This window comes from Nocardiopsis kunsanensis DSM 44524 (assembly GCF_000340965.1).
GTDB lineage: Bacteria > Actinomycetota > Actinomycetes > Streptosporangiales > Streptosporangiaceae > Nocardiopsis > Nocardiopsis kunsanensis.
The window spans coordinates 284,640-302,703 of the sequence record NZ_ANAY01000006.1 but is presented as its reverse complement, the minus strand read 5'-3'; the positions used below and the strand labels follow the sequence as shown (position 1 = coordinate 302,703).

14 protein-coding genes are annotated in these 18,064 nt (G+C 68.7%); 9 read left to right on the top strand and 5 right to left on the bottom strand.

Annotated elements, in window-relative coordinates; genetic code table 11:
- Nucleotides 1–20: 20 nt before the first annotated feature.
- The 4 genes from D456_RS0105715 to D456_RS0105700 all read right to left on the bottom strand — a co-directional run bounded on the left by D456_RS0105715 (nucleotide 21) and on the right by D456_RS0105700 (nucleotide 4,718).
- Nucleotides 21–1,232: a macrolide family glycosyltransferase gene (locus tag D456_RS0105715; protein WP_017575203.1), complete on the bottom strand. Its 1,212-nt coding sequence runs from the start codon at nucleotides 1,230–1,232 to the stop codon at nucleotides 21–23.
- Complete coding sequence (locus tag D456_RS23705; protein ID WP_017575202.1) at nucleotides 1,229–2,446, bottom strand: macrolide family glycosyltransferase; 1,218 nt, start codon at nucleotides 2,444–2,446, stop codon at nucleotides 1,229–1,231. Before D456_RS23705 ends, D456_RS0105715 begins: the two co-directional genes overlap by 4 nt.
- Before the next feature lie 103 nt (nucleotides 2,447–2,549).
- A complete protein-coding gene (locus D456_RS0105705; protein ID WP_017575201.1) occupies nucleotides 2,550–3,932 on the bottom strand; it encodes a PTS transporter subunit EIIC in 1,383 nt (460 codons plus the stop codon).
- Nucleotides 3,933–3,980: 48 nt separating this feature from the next.
- Nucleotides 3,981–4,718 (bottom strand): GntR family transcriptional regulator, encoded by a 738-nt coding sequence (locus D456_RS0105700; RefSeq protein ID WP_017575200.1) that lies wholly within the window; start codon nucleotides 4,716–4,718, stop codon nucleotides 3,981–3,983.
- Nucleotides 4,719–4,853: 135 nt separating this feature from the next.
- Between D456_RS0105700 and D456_RS0105695 the strand changes: the two genes are divergently transcribed.
- Nucleotides 4,854–5,897, top strand: a complete 1,044-nt coding sequence (locus tag D456_RS0105695) for an SIS domain-containing protein (RefSeq protein ID WP_026115601.1) — start codon at nucleotides 4,854–4,856, stop codon at nucleotides 5,895–5,897.
- Between the two features lie 13 nt (nucleotides 5,898–5,910).
- On the opposite strand, the gene D456_RS23700 is transcribed toward D456_RS0105695, so the two are convergent.
- Nucleotides 5,911–6,699 (bottom strand): NAD-dependent epimerase/dehydratase family protein, encoded by a 789-nt coding sequence (locus tag D456_RS23700; RefSeq protein ID WP_040698712.1) that lies wholly within the window; start codon nucleotides 6,697–6,699, stop codon nucleotides 5,911–5,913.
- 163 nt (nucleotides 6,700–6,862) lie between these two features.
- Here D456_RS23700 and D456_RS0105685 point away from each other — a divergent pair, with 163 nt between their 5' ends.
- The 8 genes from D456_RS0105685 (at nucleotide 6,863) to prfB (ending at nucleotide 17,999) form a co-directional block, all read left to right on the top strand.
- Nucleotides 6,863–7,099, top strand: coding sequence for a glucose PTS transporter subunit EIIB (locus D456_RS0105685; RefSeq protein ID WP_017575197.1), 237 nt, complete (start codon nucleotides 6,863–6,865; stop codon nucleotides 7,097–7,099).
- Between the two features lie 92 nt (nucleotides 7,100–7,191).
- Complete coding sequence (locus D456_RS0105680; RefSeq protein WP_017575196.1) at nucleotides 7,192–7,701, top strand: PTS sugar transporter subunit IIA; 510 nt, start codon at nucleotides 7,192–7,194, stop codon at nucleotides 7,699–7,701.
- Nucleotides 7,702–7,775: 74 nt separating this feature from the next.
- The gene (locus D456_RS0105675; RefSeq protein ID WP_017575195.1) at nucleotides 7,776–9,443 is read left to right on the top strand and encodes a glycoside hydrolase family 3 protein; all 1,668 of its coding nucleotides are present in this window, start codon (nucleotides 7,776–7,778) and stop codon (nucleotides 9,441–9,443) included.
- Between the two features lie 109 nt (nucleotides 9,444–9,552).
- The gene (locus tag D456_RS0105670) at nucleotides 9,553–10,194 is read left to right on the top strand and encodes an HAD family hydrolase (protein WP_017575194.1); all 642 of its coding nucleotides are present in this window, start codon (nucleotides 9,553–9,555) and stop codon (nucleotides 10,192–10,194) included.
- 72 nt (nucleotides 10,195–10,266) lie between these two features.
- Nucleotides 10,267–10,719, top strand: a complete 453-nt coding sequence (locus D456_RS0105665; protein WP_017575193.1) for a DUF6912 family protein — start codon at nucleotides 10,267–10,269, stop codon at nucleotides 10,717–10,719.
- A 140-nt stretch (nucleotides 10,720–10,859) separates the two neighbouring features.
- Nucleotides 10,860–11,552 carry an HAD family hydrolase gene (locus D456_RS0105660; RefSeq protein WP_017575192.1) on the top strand — a complete coding sequence of 231 codons (693 nt, stop codon included), beginning with the start codon at nucleotides 10,860–10,862 and terminating at the stop codon, nucleotides 11,550–11,552.
- A 333-nt stretch (nucleotides 11,553–11,885) separates the two neighbouring features.
- A complete protein-coding gene (locus D456_RS0105655) occupies nucleotides 11,886–16,757 on the top strand; it encodes an NAD-glutamate dehydrogenase (RefSeq protein WP_017575191.1) in 4,872 nt (1,623 codons plus the stop codon).
- A 132-nt stretch (nucleotides 16,758–16,889) separates the two neighbouring features.
- The gene (gene prfB, locus D456_RS0105650) at nucleotides 16,890–17,999 is read left to right on the top strand and encodes a peptide chain release factor 2 (RefSeq protein ID WP_017575190.1); all 1,110 of its coding nucleotides are present in this window, start codon (nucleotides 16,890–16,892) and stop codon (nucleotides 17,997–17,999) included.
- Nucleotides 18,000–18,064 lie beyond the last annotated feature (65 nt).

Genomic DNA, 18,064 nt, shown 5'->3' with positions numbered 1-18,064 from the left:
GGTCAGGGCGGGACGGTATTTCAGGGGCGCCTCAATAGTTTCTCGACGGCGTCGGCCGCAGCGGTGGCCCCACCCGCGTTCCTGATGTGCTGGGCCATTCCAGCGGCGCGCTGACGGTAATCGGGATCACCGACGACCGTCTCCACCGCCTGGCGCAGTGAGGGCGCCGTGGCGTCGTCGCAGGCGACTCGCCGCCCCATCCCCAACTCCTCGATACGGTCCGCGTTGGCCTTGTGCTCGGCCATCTGGGGTATCGCCACCACCGGTACCCCCAGGGACAGGCTTTCCATGGAGCTGGCCATGCTGGCGTGGTTGACGAACACGTCCGCGCTCCGCAGGACCGACAGCAGATCGGGGATGAAGGGGAGCGCGAGGACGTGGTCGGGTACAGGGCCGAGGTCGTCGGGCGACAGGTTGTCGCCGACGGCCATGACGACGTTGTACGGAAGATCGCCGAACGCCTCCACACACGAGCGGAAGAACTCCGCTTGGGAGTGGTAGACCGTCCCGAGGGAAACAGCCAGAACCGGACGGCCGGGGTCGGGCGGGGACCACGGGCGGGGCAGGCCGCGGTGGTCCAGGCAGGGGCCGACGAAGTGGACGTCGGGGCCGAACGTGTCTCCCGCGAACTGGAACTCGCGGGGGAAGTAGGCCAGGGTGGGCGTGGCGCCGCCCATGAGCAGGTCCTGGGGCGCCAGGTCGACCCGCAGCCGGTCCAGGAGCCTGGTCAGCCCGAGCAGGGCCTCTTTCAGCCTGGGGTGCCCGGTGTCGAACTCCGCGTATCCGGACCGCAGCGACCAGTGCTCGTTCTCGGCGAGGGTCGGTTGGCCGCGGACGCATGGGATCCTCCAACGCGCTGCCAGGAGCGGACCCGTCCAGCAGGAGGGGTCGTGCACGACCAGGTCGGGCCGGTCGCCGTCCAGCGCGGCGGCCAACTCGGGCAGGATCGTCACGGTCTCGGTGAGCAGGCCCCGCAGCATCCGCGCGTACTCCTCCGAGGAGAACCGGCTGGAGTCGGTGAAGGAGAGCATGGTCTCCCGGAACCGGCCCATGGTGGTGGAGTAGGTGATCGGATTGGCGCCCGCTTTCTCGACCGCCGCAGCGTACTCCTCGGTCACCGCGTAGCTGACCCGGTGGCCGCGAGCCACCAGTTCCGCCACGGTGCCCAGCGTGGGATTGACGTGTCCGTGGGCCGGAATGCAGAAGAAGGCGATGTGGGAGGCGTCGTTCATCGGATACCTGTGCGGGTCGGGTTTCGCGCGGGAAGCCGTGCCTCGATGGCATCGGCGGCGGCCGGTGCACCACCGGCCTCGCGGATGAGACGGCGCATGTCACCGGCTCGTTCGCGGATCGTGGAATCTTCTGTCGCGGTGGTGACCGCGCGGCGCAGGGACTCGGACGTCACCTCCTCGGGTGCGATCCAGGTGCCCGCCCCCAGCTCAGCGAGGCGTTCGGCGGTGACGCGGTGCTCGGCCATCCGGGGAACGGCGATGACCGGCACCCCGTTGGCGAGGCCCTCCATGACGGTTCCCGTGCCCCCGTGGTTGAGGAACGCGTCCGCTGTGCGCAGGACGTCCAGGTGGGGGAGGAAGCGGTAGACCTGGACGTGTTCCGGGAGCGGCCGCAGGGCATCGAAGTCGACGCCGTCCCCGAGCGTGAAGACGACGTTCCAGGGAAGCGGCGCGAACGCCGCCACGCATGTGCGGAAGAAGTCCGGTCGGCCGTTGTACACCGTGCCCAGGGAGACCAACAGCAGGGGCCGGTCGTCGGAGGGAGAGGACCACGTGCCGAGGAAGGGCCGTTCGCGCAAGCAGGGGCCGACGAAGTGGACGTCGGGGTCGAACGTGTCGCCCGCGTTCTGGAAGGCGCGTGGAAGGTAGACCAGACAGGGCAGATCCTCCGGGAGGAGGAACGACTCGGAGTTGATCCGTGCGCCCACCCTGGTGAGGAGGCGCTGAACCGCGGTGAACACCTCGGTCAGCGCGGGATCGCGTCGGAAGTCGGTGTGGGCCGCCATGGACCAGTGCGCGTTCTCGGCCATCGTCGGGCGGCTGCCGATCGCGGGGATCTCCAGTGTGTCGGCGACGATCCGGCCGGCCCAGGAGGAGGGGTGGTCGTACACGAGCACGTCAGGGCGGTCCACGGAGAACGCGCGCGCGATCGCGGGGAGCGTGGCGACCGCCTCGGCGAGCATCGTGCGCAGGACTCGGACCAGAGCATCGGTCGTGTAGCGGTCGGGTTCCCCGAACGGAGCCACGTCACGAGCCAGGTCCAGGGAGCTGGGGCACACCACGGCGGTCGCACCCGCCTCGCGGACGCGGGCGGCGTAGTCCTCGCTGGTTGCGTAGGTGACGCGGTGACCGCGCGCGACCAGCTCGGCGACGACGGCAAGGGTGGGGTTGATGTGGCCTGATGCGGGGAGACAGGTGAAGGCGATATGAGCCATGCTCGCACTCGGTTCTCGGGGAGGGGAAGGGAGGAGAGGGGCGCGTTCACCGCGAACGGCTGAGTGCGCCTCCGTCAGAGGCGGTGGGTCGGCGGGCTCGGGGTCAGCCTGAGGCGTCTCCCTTTCCGACGTCCCCGCGCGGGCTGGTGGTCCCGTCGCCTTCGGAGGCTTCATCGCCCGGATCCTCTTCCCGGCCCGGGGTGGGCAGGTTCATTTTCTTGATGAGGAACATGAACACGAAGTAGTAGAGGAAGAAGTAGGCGACGCCCATCGCCAGGATCCATACCAGCCCGGTCGTGTTCGACTTCGTCGCGTTGATGAGCAGGTCGATCGCACCTGCCGAGAATCCGAAGCCCAGGTGGGCGTCGAGCGCGTTGAGTACCGACATCGCGACACCCGTCAGCACGATATGCACCGCGAACAGCGCGGGGGCGACGAAGAGGAACGCGTACTCGATCGGCTCGGTGATACCCGTGACGAACGCGGTCAGCGCAGCGGCGATCATGAGGCTGCCGATGTTCGAGCGCTGGGACGGATGGGCGCAGCGCCAGATCGCCAGCGCCGCACCGGGAAGACCGAACATCAGCACGGGGAAGAACCCGGACAGGAAGCCGCCCGCGGTCGGGTCACCGGCCAGGTAGCGGTTGATCTCGCCCAGGTACACGTCGCCCGTGGCCGGGTCGGTGTACTCGCCGAACAGGAACCACACGACCGAGTTGACGATGTGGTGCAGACCCAGCGGCAGCAGCAGGCGGTTGATCACGCCGTAGATGCCCGCGCCGACCGAGCCCAGCCCGATGATCCACGTCCCCAGGTCGTTGATCCACTCGCCGACTGTCGGCCAGACGAGCCCGAAGAACACGGCGAGCACGATGGCGACGGCTGCCATGAGGATCGGCACGAAGCGGCGGCCGCCGAAGAAGCCCAGCCACGTCGGCAGTTTGATCCGGTGGTAGCGCTGCCAGAGCAACGCCGTGAGGATGCCGATGACGATCCCGCCGAGGACGTCGCTCGGGTTCTTCACTCCCCAGTCGACCACGGTCTCACCCATGGCGTCGAATGCCGTGACCTGCTCGCCGATCTCGCCGCCCTGGTCGAAGAAGAGCAGCTTGGTGACGCGGTCGAACACCAGGTAGCCGACCAGGGCGGCCAGCGCGGTCGAGCCGTCCGAGCGCTTGGCGAAGCCGATGGCCACGCCGACCGCGAAGAGCAGCGGCATCGCCTGGAACAGTGAGTCACCCGCCGCGCCGATCACTCCGGAGACGGTCTCCATCCAGCCCATTCCGGGCCAGCCGGCGACACCGTCGGTGCCCAGGAGGTCGGGCTGACCCAGGCGCAGGAGGAGGGCGGCGGCGGGCAGGACCGCGATGGGCATCATCATGCTGAGGCCGAAGCGTTGCAGCACCGCCAGGGACTTGGACGAGCGCTTGGTCTTCGGAGCGGCCTTCGATCCATTGGAGGTTGAGGGTGATTTGTCCGAACTCATGGTGGGGGGTACCTCCCGTTGTTCCGCGCCCCGGGCGGGGCGCGGCCGTCAGTCGCCGTGCCGACGCGGATCCAGCCGGGAGTGCAGTTGGTAGCGGTCGGCACGGTAGGTGGACAGTGCGAGCTCCACGCACTGCCCCTTGGAGAAGCTGCGTCGCTGCATCACCAGCACCGGGCTTCCGGCGGGCAGACCCAGGAGGCGGGAGTCGGCCGAGTCGCAGATCCCGGCCTCGACAGTCTGTTCCCCCGCATCCAACAGGATGTCGAACTCGTTTTCCAGGACTTCGTAGAGGGATCGTTCGGCCAGATCGAAGATCTCCAGGCCGGGAACGAGTCCGGCGGGAATGTTGGAACGCTCCACCGCCATGGGCTCGTCGTCGGCAGTGCGCAGGCGTTCGATGTGGTGTACGAGTGTCTCGGGCTCGATGTCGAGCATGTGAGCGGTGTGCCCGCTGGCCGGGGTGACCTGGCGGATGAGCTCGCGTGCTCCGGGCTCGAAACCGCGGGCGCGCATGTCGGCGCTGTAGGAGGCCAGTTCCAGTGACATGGCGATCTTGGGCCGGGCGACGAAGGTGCCCTTGCCCGGAACGCGGTACAGCCGTCCCTCCGACACCAGCATGTCGATGGTCTGGCGGACGGTCATGCGGGAGAGACCGTAACCGGCACCGAGTTCACGTTCGGAAGGTACCGGGTCGTCCACGCCCAGGCCCTCGTCGGCGATGTGGTCCAGGAGCAGGTCGCGGAGCTGGACGTACTTGGGCTGGGGGTTGGTGGGGTCGATGGACATTGCTGTGGACGACCTTCCGGTGGTGGGCGCGGCTCTGTGGAGCGGGACCCGACTGGTATAGTCCGGACTAGACCATAGCTCCTGAGGCCTGTCAATCCGTCCGCCTCCAGGCGGTACGTACGGGAAGGGTTGCCCATGACCAGCACAACGAGCGCCATGCGTTCGGAGATCGCACAGCAGCCCGAGGCCCTGCGCCGTACCATCGCGGAACTGCTGCCCCTGCGCCCCGAGATCGAGGCCCTGGGCCGCCGCACCAAGCAGGTGCTGTTCATCGCCCGCGGTTCCTCCGACAACGCCGCGGTCTACGGCGGTTACCTGCTGCAGACCCACACGGGCCGCATGGCCACGCTCGGTTCCCCCTCCATCGCCACCACCTACGGAGCACGCGTGGACCTGTCCGGGGTCCTGGCCGTGGCCATCTCCCAGTCCGGCCGGACCGAGGAGATCGTGGAGACCATGCGCTGGGCCGCCGACTGCGGGGCCGCCACGGTCGGGATCACCAACGGCGCCGGTTCCCCCCTGGCCACCGAGGCCGACGTCGCCCTGGTCACGCAGGCCGGCAACGAGGTCTCGGTGCCCGCGACGAAGACCTACACCACCCAACTGGCCGCCCTCGCCGTCCTCGCCCTCGGCCTGGGCGCGGACCTGGACACCAGCGACCTCGATCGGGTCCCCGACGCGGTCGAGCAGCTCCTCGAGGCCCCAAGCGAACCCCTCGACGAGATCGTCGAACGTATGGCCGCGACACAGGGCGCGGTGATCTCCGGTCGTGGGACGGTCCTCTCCACCGCTCTGGAGACCGCTCTCAAACTCAAGGAGGCCTGTTACCTGCACGCCATGGGCCTGTCCACCGCCGACCTGCTCCACGGGCCCATCGCGGTCCTGGGTTCCCACACACCCACGCTGCTCATGGCGGCGCCCTCCGGTCCCGTGCTCGGGGGCACGGTCTCCCTGGCCGAGCGGGCGCGCCTGGCCGACAGCCCCGTTTTCGGTTTCGGTGGCGGCCAGGCGCTGGCAGAGGCCAGCGACGTGCATGTACCCGTCCCGGACCTGCCCGAGTGGCTCGCGCCGCTGCACCTCATCGTGCCCGCCCAGCTGCTCACCGAGAGCCTGGCCCGCCGCTCGGGCCTGGACCCCGACGTCCCCCGTGGACTCAACAAGGTCACCCAGACCGCCTGAGCCGCATGCGCCCTCATTCACGCATGCGGTCGAGCGAGTGGGCGGGGCCGGCGTAGGGCCCGCCCTGGGGGGTGTCCGGAGCGAGAGCGCCGAGGCCGATGAACGTGGCAGCGTCGTCCCGAGGAACGAAGCCCAACTGTTCCCCCTCCTCGAGGCTCCACCACCGTTCGGAGTTGCGGGAGACGGCGTAGAAGACCGCGCTGTGCGCTTCCGTTGCCATTGCCGCGTCGAAGGCCCTGAGCGCGTCCGCGTGGCTCAACCAGGTTCGGGCGTGGCGCACGTCCTCGGGACGCTCCTCGAAACTGCCGATGCGCACGCTGATGGTGCTCAGGCCGAACTTGTCCGCGTACAACCGGCACAGGCTCTCCCCGGCGACCTTGGACACCCCGTAGAACCCGTCGGGGCGTGGTGGATCGGACGGGGTGACCGTCTCCGATACCGGGTAGGAGCCGGTCACCCTGTTGCTGCTCGCGAAGACCACCCGAGAGGAACCCGCACGCCGGGCCGCCTCGAGAACGTGGTAGGTACCGACGACGTTGACGTCGGCCAGTTCGTGGAAGTCCGCCTCGTCCGGGAGGCCGCCGAGGTGGACGACCCCGGAGCACCCGCGCAGGGCCGCGACGAGCTCGGGTAGATGGCGTAGGTCGCAGTGCAGAACGCGGTCCTCGGGGCCGACCGGGGCGCACTCGGTCACGTCGAGCGAGACCGTCGGAACACCGCGCTCACTCAGGTGCGCACGCAACACACGTCCGATCCGTCCCGCCGCACCGGTCACGCACCATGTGAGTCCATTCGTCTCCATGGATCGATGGTGCGGGGGCCGGGCACGGATGTCCAACGGTGGAGAGCGCCCGGTGCACGGCCGTGGGGGATCGGTCCCCGCGGCTCTGGTGTGTGGAGCGGCTCACGCCTAAGCTTCGGTCAGGCCCGGGACGGTCCCGGGCCCCGGTGAGCACGGAGGACACATGGCGGACAAGGCGGCGGCGATCGTGGCCGGCCTGGGCGGAGCAGGCAACATCGAGGACGTCGAGGCCTGCATCACGCGTTTGCGCACCGAGGTCGGCGATCCCGCGCTGGTCAGCGAGAACGACCTCAAAGCTGCCGGGGCGCACGGTGTGCTGACCTCGGGGTCGGTCGTGCAGGTGGTGGTCGGGCCGGAGGCCGACACGCTCGCCGACGACATCCAGGACCTCTTGGAATGACTTCTGCGGGCGCCTCCCCGAGAAACGGGCCCTTGGTCACTTTCGGTCCGCCGAATCAGGATGAAGCGCTGTTTCGTGGGAAGGCCGTTGCCATGTCAGAAGCCATCGACACCCTGAGCGTGCTCTCTCCCGTCTCCGGCACCGCGATGACCCTCGATTCCGTCCCCGACCCCACTTTCTCCGCGGGGATGGTCGGACCCGGGGTGGCGATCCATCCGGAGCCCGGGCAGGAGGGCGGACAGGAACGGAAACAGGAAGCGGTCGCGCCCATCGCGGGCACGCTCGTCAAACTCCACCCCCACGCCTTCGTGGTCATGGCCCCCGACGGCAGTCGTGGTGTCCTCGTCCACCTGGGCATCGACACCGTGCAGCTGGCCGGTGAGGGTTTCGACCTCATGGCCACGCAGGGGGAACGGGTCGAGGCCGGGGCCCCGGTCATCCGGTGGTCCCCGGGCACCGTGGCCACGGCAGGAAAACCCTCTGTCGTACCCGTGGTCGCCCTCGACGCCTCCGCCGGCGCGCTCACCGAGGAGGCCCGCGGCGCCGTCGTGCACGGGGACCCCCTCTTCGTTTGGGGGCGAGGGACGACACGCACCGAATGAGGCCCCCGATGCGGTGGGCCAACGGGTAGTCTCCGGCGTCGAACCCAGCCCGTCGCCGGAGATGATCCCTGCTCATGAGACCGACCTTTCCGTACACCTTGATCGCGGCCAGCACGGCATTCCTGCTCGCCCTCACCGCGTGCACGAACGAGGAGGTGGGTTCCTCGCAGGAGGACACCGAAGACCAGCCTTCCGAAGCCGAGTCCTTCGAGCCGGTCCAGGCACCCGAGATCCTTGCCGACATGAACTTGGACGAGAAGATCGGCCAACTTCTCGTTCTCACCGCCCAGGGGACCTCGGCGGAGGAGAACGCCCAGATGATCGAGTCGTACAGCCCCGGCGGGATCATCTATTTCGACGCCAACCTGAACGAGGTCGAACAGATCGCCCAGATGTCGGCCGGGGTCCAGGAGACGGCCGCCGAGACCGGTCAGGGGGTGCCGTTGCTCATCGGTATCGACCAGGAACAGGGCCTGGTCTCCCGCTTGCCCGTGGGGACCCGTTTCCCCGACGCGATGGCCGTCGGTGCGGGCCGTGACACCGAGCTGGCCGAGCTGCGGGCCTCGACCACCGCCGAGGAGCTCGCGGCCCTGGGGATCAACCTCAACTACGCTCCCGACGCCGACGTCAACACCAACCCGGACAACCCGGTCATCGGTAACAGGTCCTTCGGGTCCGACCCCGACCTGGTCTCGGAGATGGTGCTGGCTGAGTCCGAGGCCTACGCCGAACACGGTGTGGTCCCCGTGCCCAAGCACTTCCCCGGTCACGGCGACACCGACGTCGACAGCCACACCGGACTGCCCGTCATCGAGCTGCCGCGTGACCAGTGGGAGGAGGAACACCTGCCGCCCTTCCGCGCCGCGGTGGACGCCGGCGTGGACGCGATCATGACCGCGCACGTGCTCATGCCGGAGCTGGAAGGCGGGGACACCACCGACCCGGCCACGCTCTCGCCCACCATCATCGACGGCATCCTGCGTGAGGAACTGGGTTTCGACGGCGTGGTCACCACCGACGCCCTCAACATGGAGGGTGTGCGCCAGGAGCACTCCGACGAGGAGATCGCCGTACGCGTCGTGGAGGCCGGTGTCGACCAGCTCCTCATGCCCGCCGATCCCGGTGCAGCCGTCGACGGCATCCGCGCGGCCGTGGACGAGGGCCGACTGACCGAGGAGCGCATCGACGAGTCCGTCCTGCGCATCCTCACCCTCAAGGAGAAGCACGGCGTCCTGGACGCCGAACCCGTCGACCCGTCGGCCGCAGCCGAGACCGTGGGCAGCTCCGAGAACGCCGAGGCCGCCCAACGCGTGGCCGACGCGTCCGTGACCATGCTGCGCAACGAGGGAGACCTCCTGCCCTTGTCGGAGGACCAGAGCGTGAGCGTCAGCGGCGTCGGCGCCGAGGAGATCACCGAGGCCCTCACCGACCTGGGTGTCACCGTCACTGACAATGCTCCGGACGTGGCCGTGGTCGGCACCGACGGCGCCCGTGGGTCCGAGGAACAGCAGCAGGCGGTGGAGTCGGCGGGCGCGGACGGTACCCCGGTCGTGGTCGTCTCCCAGGGCGTGCCCTACGACCTGGAGGCCTTCCCCGACGTCGACGGTTTCCTGGCCCTCTACTCCGCGGTGGGGGTCTCCCGGGTCGCCGCCGCCAAGGCCGTCGCCGGCGAGATCGAGACCCAGGGTGCCCTGCCCGTGTCCGTCCCGGACGCGGACGCGGAGTTCGGGGCCGGTCTCTGACCTGGGTTGAGACGGGCGGGGAACGGGAAGAACCGTGCCCCGCCCGGCCCCTCGGGCAGCCGAGCGATCGGGCGGTGGACCGGCACCGAACGACGTGAGGAGGGACCGGATGGGCACCACCCGACGAGGTGTCATCTGTGACTGGGCGGGGGTGCTCACCTCGCCGCTGGCCGACAGCATCCGCGCGTGGCTGCACGAGGACCGGCTCGACCCGGACCATTACCACGAGGTCATGCGCCCCTACTTCGACGGGAGCCTGGCCGACGCCAACCCGGTGCACGCCCTCGAACGCGGCGAGATCGAGACCGGCGCCTTCGAACGCGACCTCGCCCTGCTGCTGCGCCGGACCGACGGCCGTCCCATCAGTTCCGAAGGGCTCATCCAGCGGATGTTCGCCCGGTTCCACCCGGTGCACGACATGTACGAGGCGCTGCGCACGGTGCGCCACGGCGGTAGCAGCACGGCACTGCTGTCCAACTCGTGGGGCAACGGATATCCCCGGTCACACTTCGACACCACATTCGACGAGGTGGTCATCTCCGGCGAGGTCGGCATGCGCAAACCCGAGGAGCGCATCTACCTGCACACGTGCGAGCGCTTGGGTCTGCGCCCGCAGGACTGTGTGTTCATCGACGACCTGGAACGCAACGTCCGTACCGCCGAGGGTCTGGGCATGGCCGGGATCCTGCACACCGACACCGCTTCCACCCGACAGTCCCTCGACCTGTTCCTGGCCGCCGACCCGGTCTAGGTACGGTGCCCCGGGGCCCGGGGACCCTGGCAGACTCGGAGGAACGTCCCCGTCACCGTTCCGGAGCAGCGCATGTACGTCTTCCTGCCCAGCACCGTCCCCGCCCTCGCGGCAGTTCTCGCCGAGAGGCGCGTGGACGGTGCCGCACCGACCGCTTTCACCGCGGACCCCGCTCCCGGGGCCGACACGGAGGAGGCCGAGTACGAGGCGCTGCACGCGGCCGCCGAGGAGTCCCTGCGGCTCCTGGGGGAGGCCCCCGATGCGCCCCGCCGCCGCGTGGTGCTGGCCGCCGAGGTCCCCGACCACCTCGTCGAGCACACGGGCAGGGCCGGACAGGACGTGGCCCGCGTGAGTATCAGCGGCACCGTTCCCTACAAGAAGTTCAAGTCCGCGCACGTGGACGACCCCGATGCCGAGGGCGACATCGCCGCTGCTGCCGCCGACCCGGCGTCCGGCGCCGCCGAGGGCCACGAACTCATGTGGTACGCCGTCCAGGAACTGCGCCACCTGGTCGAGGAGGCCTGACCAGGTACCGCGTTCGCCGGTCACCGGTGGCCGTATCCGGCCGTCCACGGGGCCTGGAGACCGAGGCATGTCGTACGTACGGCACAATAGGTGCGGTCCCGGTCCCGCCACTCCCCGAGGAGGTAGCCATCAGCCGCCTGGTGCTGTGGAACGTCGACCTCACCCTCCTCGACGTCGGACAAGTCATGCGAGCCGCCTACGCGGAGGCCTTCGAGAAGGTCACCGGTGAGCCGCTGGTCTACCTGACCTCGGTCTCGGGCCGCACCGACTCCGAGATGTTCTTCGAGTTCTGCGCTCGCAACTACGTCGACATCGAACCCGACAACGACGCGCTGGCACAGTTCTTGGCGGAGCTGGAGGTCTCCTTCGCCTCGCGCAAGGGTGAGCTGGTGTCCAAGGGCCGTGCCATGCCCGGGGCCGCTGTTTCCCTGTCCGCGGTCGCCAACATGCCCGATACGGTCCAGACCGTGGTCAGCGGCAGCACCCGCGCCAACGCCGCCGCGAAGTTGGAAGCCTTCGGGCTCGACGCCTACCTGAACCTGTCGATCGGCGGGTTCGGGTCGGTGAACTACCCCAAGTCCAGCCTCATCCAGTCGATCCGGTTGCACGCCGCGGGGGAGGACATGCGTCCCTACGCCGAGAACGAGACGGTGTTCGTCACCGACTCGGCACCGGACGTGCGGGCCGGACTCATCGGCGGGGCCACCCCGGTCGCTGTGCTCAACGGCGCCACCACCGAAGGCCAACTGAGGGACGCCGGGGCGCGCTACGTGCTGCCCGACCTGGGTGATCCCCGCGCGGTGATGCAGGCGGTCGCCCAGGCGAGTTCGTGAGCCCGCCGCCCTCACACCCCGCCCCCTACGGTCGGTAACCGTCGTGTAACGGTGTTGGCCGTGTGCTCACGAGGTAAAACCATTACCCTGGTGCGTGGACGGGCCTGGGGCTCCTGGCTCCGTGGCACACGACAACGGTGTCGTGCGGCCTGAGTCCGTCCGATCCGCCGCCTGTGCGCACAGGTAACACCCGACCCAGACCCCGACCACGGTCGCGTACGGCCCGATGGCTTCACGCTTCCGCACATCGATTCACACAGGATCACAGGTCACATGACCCTGTGTTCAGGCAAAGCTCGCGCGACGTTGCTCACAAAGGAGTGAGAGATTCTTATGTCCGGGCAAACCGATGCCTACCTCCAGAAACTGCTCAGCGATGCGGCTGCCGCATGGTCCCCCGGGCCGCGGATCAGCGCCCCGGAAGCAGACGAGGTTCGTCGGCTCCTTCCCCTCTACTACCGCCACACCGATCCCGATGACCTCGCCGGGCGCAGCCCCGAGCAGATCTGCGGGACGGTCGTCCAGCACCGCGCGTTCGGCAGCACGCGTGAGCCCGGAAGGGCCAAGGTGCGCCTCTACGCCCCCACCGAGGCCGAGGACGGCTGGGACCAGCAGACCAGCGTCGTGGAGATCGTCACCGACAACGCCCCCTTCCTGGTCTCCTCCGCCACCATGGCGCTGGACCGCCTCGGCGCCGGTGTACGCCTGGTCGTCCACCCACAGCTGACCGTCTCCCGTGACATCGAGGGCAACCTGCTGGCCGTGGACCCCCGGATCGGGGGCGAGGGCCTGCTGCCCGTCGACGAGTCCTGGATGCACATCGAGATCGACCGGCAGTCCGACCCCGAGCGGATCAAGGAGATCACCAACCGTCTCGAGCAGGTCCTCGCCGACGTGCGCAACGTCGACGAGGACGCCGCGAAGATGAGCGAACGGGCCGTCCGTATCGCCGACGAGCTCGCCGCCTACCCCGATCACCTCGTGGCCGGGGGAGTGGACCCGCTCGACGTCGGTGAGAGCGTCGACTTCCTGCGCTGGGTCGCCGGCAGCCACTTCACCTTCATGGGCTACCGGGAGTACAGCCTCCTCACCGACGAGAACGGCGACGACACCCTGCGGCCCGAACCCGGCACCGGCCTGGGCCTGCTGCGTATGGATTCCAGGGTCTCGACGAGCTTCGCCGCCCTGCCGCCGGAGATCCGCGCCAAGGCCCGCGAACCCTTCGTCCTGGTGCTGACCAAGGCCAACTCCCGCGCGACCGTCTACCGACCCGAGTACCTCGACTACATCGGGGTCAAGAAGTTCGACACCGAAGGCAACATCGTGGGGGAGCGGCGCTTCCTGGGGCTGTTCACCCCGCAGGCGGCCAGTACCTCCATCTCCCAGATCCCGATCCTGCGCCGCAAGCAGGCCGAGGTCCTGTCCCAGTCGGGGTTCGAGGCCGAGAGCTACGACGGCCGCGACCTCGTCGAGCTGCTGGAAACCTTCCCGCGCGAGGAGCTCCTGCAGATCCCCGTCAACGAGCTCTACAGCATCGTCCGCGGGGTCCTGCGCCTGCGGGACCGACGCGGCACCAAGCTGTTCATGCGCCGCGACCCCTACGGCGGCCGGTACATGTCCTGCTTCGTGTACATGCCGCGTGACGAGTACAGCACCCGTGTGCGTCTGGAGATCCAGCAGGTCCTCGCCGAGGCTTTCCAGGGGGCCAGCACCGACCACAACGTCATGATCGGCGGTGCTCCCCTGGCCCGTCTCTATCTGGTCGCGCGCGCCGAACAGGGCGGCACACTGCCCGACATCGACCAGGCAGCGCTGGAGGAGAAGGTCCGGCGCGCCGCCCGGTCCTGGGAGGCCGACCTCGACGACGCCCTCACCGAGGCCTTCGGTCCGGTCCGTGCCACCGAGTACAAGAAGTACTACGGCTCCGGGATCTCCGAGGCCTACAAGGTCGACAACGACCCCGCCACCGCAGCCCGCGACATCGGCGAGATCGAGCAACTGCTGGCGCGCGTCGGGGACGACAGCCACGGAGAGCTCTCCGCCAGCCTCTACCGGCCCGAGGGTGCCGATGTCGGGACCTGGCGCTTCCGCCTCTACCGCATCGGTGAACCCGTCACCCTCTCGCGGGTGCTCCCGCTGCTGGAGGACCTCGGCGTCCGGGTCGAGGACGAGTGGCCCTACGAGCTCGAGGTCTCCGGCCTGGGCCGTGTGTGGATCTACGACTTCGGACTCGGCCCCATCGAGGGCTCCGACCGCCTGGCCCCCGCACGTCTGAAGAAACTCTTCGAGGACGCCTTCGACGCCTCCTGGCGCGACCTGGGCGAGTCCGACCGGTTCAACGCCCTCGTGGTGCGGGCCGGCCTGGACTGGCGCCAGCTCACCGTGCTGCGCGCCTACGCCAAGTACCTGCGCCAGACAGGCTCGACCTTCACCCCCGACTACCTGGCCGACGTCCTGGTGGGCAACGTCGGTATCGCCGGGTTGCTCGTGGAACTGTTCGAGGCGCGCTTCGACCCCGACCAGCAGGACGAGGGCCGCCAGGAGCGTGTCGAGGAGATCCTGGTCAGGATCGGGACCGAACTCGACTCCGTGGCCAGCCTGGACCACGACCGCATCCTGCGCTCGTTCCTGTCGGCCATCGACGCCACACTGCGCACCAACCACTACCAGGGCCGTCCGTACCTGGTCCTCAAGCTCGACCCGCGGACGATCCCGGACCTGCCGCAACCCAAGCCCCGGTCCGAGATCTACGTCTATTCACCGCGGGTGGAGGGGGTTCACCTGCGTTTCGGTGTCGTCGCCCGCGGTGGTCTGCGCTGGTCCGACCGCTTCGAGGACTTCCGTACCGAGATCCTCGGCCTGGTCAAGGCCCAGATGGTGAAGAACTCGGTGATCGTGCCCAGCGGCGCCAAGGGCGGATTCGTCTGCAAGCGCCTGCCCCAGGACGCGGGCCGCGAGGCGGTCATGGCCGAGGTCGTGTCCTGCTACAAGCAGTTCATCAGCGGCCTGCTCGACGTGACCGACGACCTCGCCGACGGTTCTGTGGTCCACCCCGAGCGCACGGTCCGGCACGACGGCGACGACTCCTACATGGTGGTGGCGGCCGACAAGGGCACCGCGACCTTCTCCGACACCGCCAACGCGATCTCCGTGGAGCGCGGTTTCTGGTTGGGCGACGCCTTCGCTTCCGGCGGTTCGGTCGGCTACGACCACAAGGCCATGGGCATCACCGCCCGGGGCGCGTGGGAGTCGGTCAAGTTCCACTTCGCCGAGATGGGCACGGACACCCAGACCGAGCCCTTCACCGCGGTCGGTGTCGGTGACATGTCGGGTGATGTGTTCGGCAACGGCATGCTGCTGTCCAAGGAGATCAAGTTGGTGGCCGCCTTCGACCACCGCCACGTCTTCGTGGACCCGGACCCGGACCCGCACACTTCCTGGGACGAGCGCGAGCGGTTGTTCCGCCTGCCGCGCAGCACCTGGCAGGACTACGATCCGTCCCTGATCTCCGAGGGCGGCGGGGTCTTCTCGCGCACCAGCAAGTCCGTGAGCCCGACCCCGCAGATCAAGGCGGCATTGGGTATCGACGAGGACGTCGACGAGGTCACCCCGGACGAACTCATCCGGTACGTGCTCACCGCGCCGGCCGACCTGTTGTGGAACGGCGGCATCGGCACCTACGTCAAGTCCTCCGCGGAGAGCCACTCCGAGGTGGGCGACAAGGCCAACGACCAGGTCCGCGTCAACGCCTCCGACCTGCGGGCCAAGGTCGTCGGGGAGGGCGGGAACCTGGGCCTGACCCAGTCGGCCCGCATCGAGTTCGCCCGCAACGGCGGACGTGTCAACGCCGACTTCATCGACAACTCGGCCGGCGTGGACACCTCCGACCACGAGGTGAACATCAAGATCATGTTGGACCGCGAGGTGCGTGCGGGCAACCTGGACAAGCCCGACCGCGACCAGCTGTTCCTCGACATGACCGACGAGGTCGCCGAACTGGCCCTGGAGAACAACTACGCGCAGAACAACCTGCTCGCGGCCGCCCGCAAACAGGCCGGGTCGATGCTGCACGTCCACGGCCGCTACATGCGCCACCTGGAGCGCAACAAGGTCCTCAAGCGCAAGCTCGAGAACCTGCCCTCCGACAAGGCGATCGCGGAGCGCCGCGCCGCAGGCAAGGGGTTGACCGGACCGGAGTTCGCCACCCTGGTCTCCTACACCAAGATCGACCTCAAGGAGCAGATCGCTCTGTCGGACCTGGCCGAGGACCCCTACCTCGCGCAGACGCTGACGGACTACTTCCCGGCGCCGCTGCGCTCGGACCGCTTCGCCGACGGCGTGGCCGAGCACCCGCTGCGCAAGGAGATCATCGTCAACCAGGTGGTCAACCAGATGGTGAACCGTTCCGGGATCACCTTCGCGTTCCGCCTCAACGAGGAACTCGGCGCCGGAGCGGCCGACATCGCCCGCGCCTACCTGGTCGTCCAGGACGTCCTGGAGCTGCGCGGTTTCTGGGACGAGATCGAGGCGCTGGGGCAGGACGTCAGCGTCGATGCCAAGCTCACCCTGCTGCTGGAGACCCGCAAGCTCGCAGAGCGATCCGCGCGCTGGCTACTGCGGCGCCGCTCCTTCCCGTTCGACATCCGCAGTGAGATCGCCTACTTCTCCGAACGCATCGGCGAGGTGCTCTCCGACCTGGTCGGGCTGCTGCGCGGGCGCGATCGGGAGGCCTACGAGGAGCGCCGTGACCGCTACACCTCCGTGGGTGTGCCGATCGAGCCCGCCGAGCGGGTCGCCGCCATGGTGCCGGCCTACTCCTCCCTGGACCTGGTGGAGATCACCCACCGCACCGGCCGTTCGCTGAAGCAGGTGGCCGAGCTCTACTTCGAGCTCGCCGACCGGCTCAACATCAGTTGGTGGCGTGAGCGCATCATCGACCTGCCGCGCGACGACCGCTGGGCCACCACGGCACGAGCGGCGCTGCGCGACGACCTGTACGCGGTGCACGCCGACCTGACCGTGCGTGTGCTGGAGTCCGGCGGGGTGGACGACTCGACGGCCGACCTCATCGACCAGTGGTCGAAGCAGAACGAGGACAAGATCGGCCGGAGCGGGATCACCCTCTCGGAGATCCAGGAGAACGAGCGGTTCGACCTGGCCACTCTTTCGGTGGCACTGCGGTCGTTCCGCGGTCTGGTCGACTGAGCCGGTCAGGGCGGCGAACGGAGAACGAGGACGAGGGGCGCACGGCCGGGCCGTGCGCCCCTCGCACCGTCCCGGACGGATTCCGGGTCCGTCCGGGGTCTCACTGACCTCTAGACTGGCGGGGTGGCAGACATGGACCCAGCAGAGAAGATCAAGGAACTCGCAGCGACCCTGACGAGCGTGACCGCCGTCTTGGACATGGATGCGATGCAGACGCAGATCGCTGAGCTGCGCGAGCAGTCCGCCGACCCGGAACTGTGGTCGGACCAGGGCAACGCGCAGCGGGTGACGCGTCAGCTCTCCGCTTTGGAGTCCATGGTCAGCAAGGTGGAAGGCATCCGCCGGCGGCTCGACGATCTCGGGGTGCTCTACGAGTTGGCCGAGACCGAGGACGACCCCGACACCCGGGGCGAGGCCGACCGCGAGCTCGAGCAGCTCCGCAAGGACATCGGGGACCTGGAGGTGCGCACGCTCCTCAACGGTCCCTACGACGAGCGTGAGGCCATCGTCAGCATCAACTCCCAGGCGGGCGGGATCGATGCCGCCGACTGGGCGCAGATGCTGCAGCGTATGTACATGCGCTGGGCCGAGCGGCGCGGCTTCCCGACGGAGGTCTACGAGACCTCCTACGCGGAGGAAGCGGGCATCAAGTCCACGTCCTTCCTGGTCAAAGCCCAGTTCGCCTACGGCACGCTGCGAGGGGAGCACGGCACGCACCGCCTGGTGCGCATCTCCCCGTTCGACAACCAGAACCGGCGCCAGACCTCCTTCGCCGGTGTGGACGTGGTCCCGGTGGTCGAGCAGAGCGACTCCATCGAGATCGACGAGAGCGACCTCCGGGTCGACGTCTACCGGGCCAGTGGCCCCGGCGGTCAGGGTGTGAACACCACCGACTCGGCGGTGCGTATCACCCACCTGCCGACCGGTCTCGTGGTCTCGTGCCAGAACGAGCGTTCTCAGCTGCAGAACAAGGCGACGGCGATGACGATGCTCCAGGCCAAGCTCCTGGCGCGCAAGCGCGAGGAGGAGCAGGCCGAGATCGACGAGATCCGCGGTGAGTCCTTCAGCAGTTGGGGCACGCAGATGCGCAACTACGTGCTGCACCCGTACCAGAACGTCAAGGACGTGCGCACGGGTGTGGAGACCGGGAACACCAGCGGTGTGCTCGACGGGGAGATCGACACTTTCATCGACGCCGAGATCCGGTGGATGCGCAGCCGGGAGAAGGACGGCGAGAACTGAGCGGACCGGGCGTGCACTCTCCCACACCGAGGGAGGGGACACGCCCGGTGTTTCTTCGGGAGCCG

Bases quoted from the DNA above. Each gene is read 5' to 3' on its own strand.
- D456_RS0105700 (WP_017575200.1), bottom strand. From the start codon at position 4,718: ATGTCCATCGACCCCACCAACCCCCAGCCCAAGTACGTCCAGCTCCGC.
- D456_RS0105655 (WP_017575191.1), top strand. From the start codon at position 11,886: ATGTCCGGGCAAACCGATGCCTACCTCCAGAAACTGCTCAGCGATGCG.
- D456_RS23705 (WP_017575202.1), bottom strand. From the start codon at position 2,446: ATGGCTCATATCGCCTTCACCTGTCTCCCCGCATCAGGCCACATCAAC.
- D456_RS0105685 (WP_017575197.1), top strand. From the start codon at position 6,863: ATGGCGGACAAGGCGGCGGCGATCGTGGCCGGCCTGGGCGGAGCAGGC.
- D456_RS0105680 (WP_017575196.1), top strand. From the start codon at position 7,192: ATGTCAGAAGCCATCGACACCCTGAGCGTGCTCTCTCCCGTCTCCGGC.
- D456_RS0105695 (WP_026115601.1), top strand. From the start codon at position 4,854: ATGACCAGCACAACGAGCGCCATGCGTTCGGAGATCGCACAGCAGCCC.
- D456_RS0105715 (WP_017575203.1), bottom strand. From the start codon at position 1,232: ATGAACGACGCCTCCCACATCGCCTTCTTCTGCATTCCGGCCCACGGA.
- D456_RS0105705 (WP_017575201.1), bottom strand. From the start codon at position 3,932: ATGAGTTCGGACAAATCACCCTCAACCTCCAATGGATCGAAGGCCGCT.
- D456_RS0105670 (WP_017575194.1), top strand. From the start codon at position 9,553: ATGGGCACCACCCGACGAGGTGTCATCTGTGACTGGGCGGGGGTGCTC.
- D456_RS23700 (WP_040698712.1), bottom strand. From the start codon at position 6,699: ATGGAGACGAATGGACTCACATGGTGCGTGACCGGTGCGGCGGGACGG.
- D456_RS0105665 (WP_017575193.1), top strand. From the start codon at position 10,267: ATGTACGTCTTCCTGCCCAGCACCGTCCCCGCCCTCGCGGCAGTTCTC.
- D456_RS0105675 (WP_017575195.1), top strand. From the start codon at position 7,776: ATGAGACCGACCTTTCCGTACACCTTGATCGCGGCCAGCACGGCATTC.
- prfB (WP_017575190.1), top strand. From the start codon at position 16,890: ATGGACCCAGCAGAGAAGATCAAGGAACTCGCAGCGACCCTGACGAGC.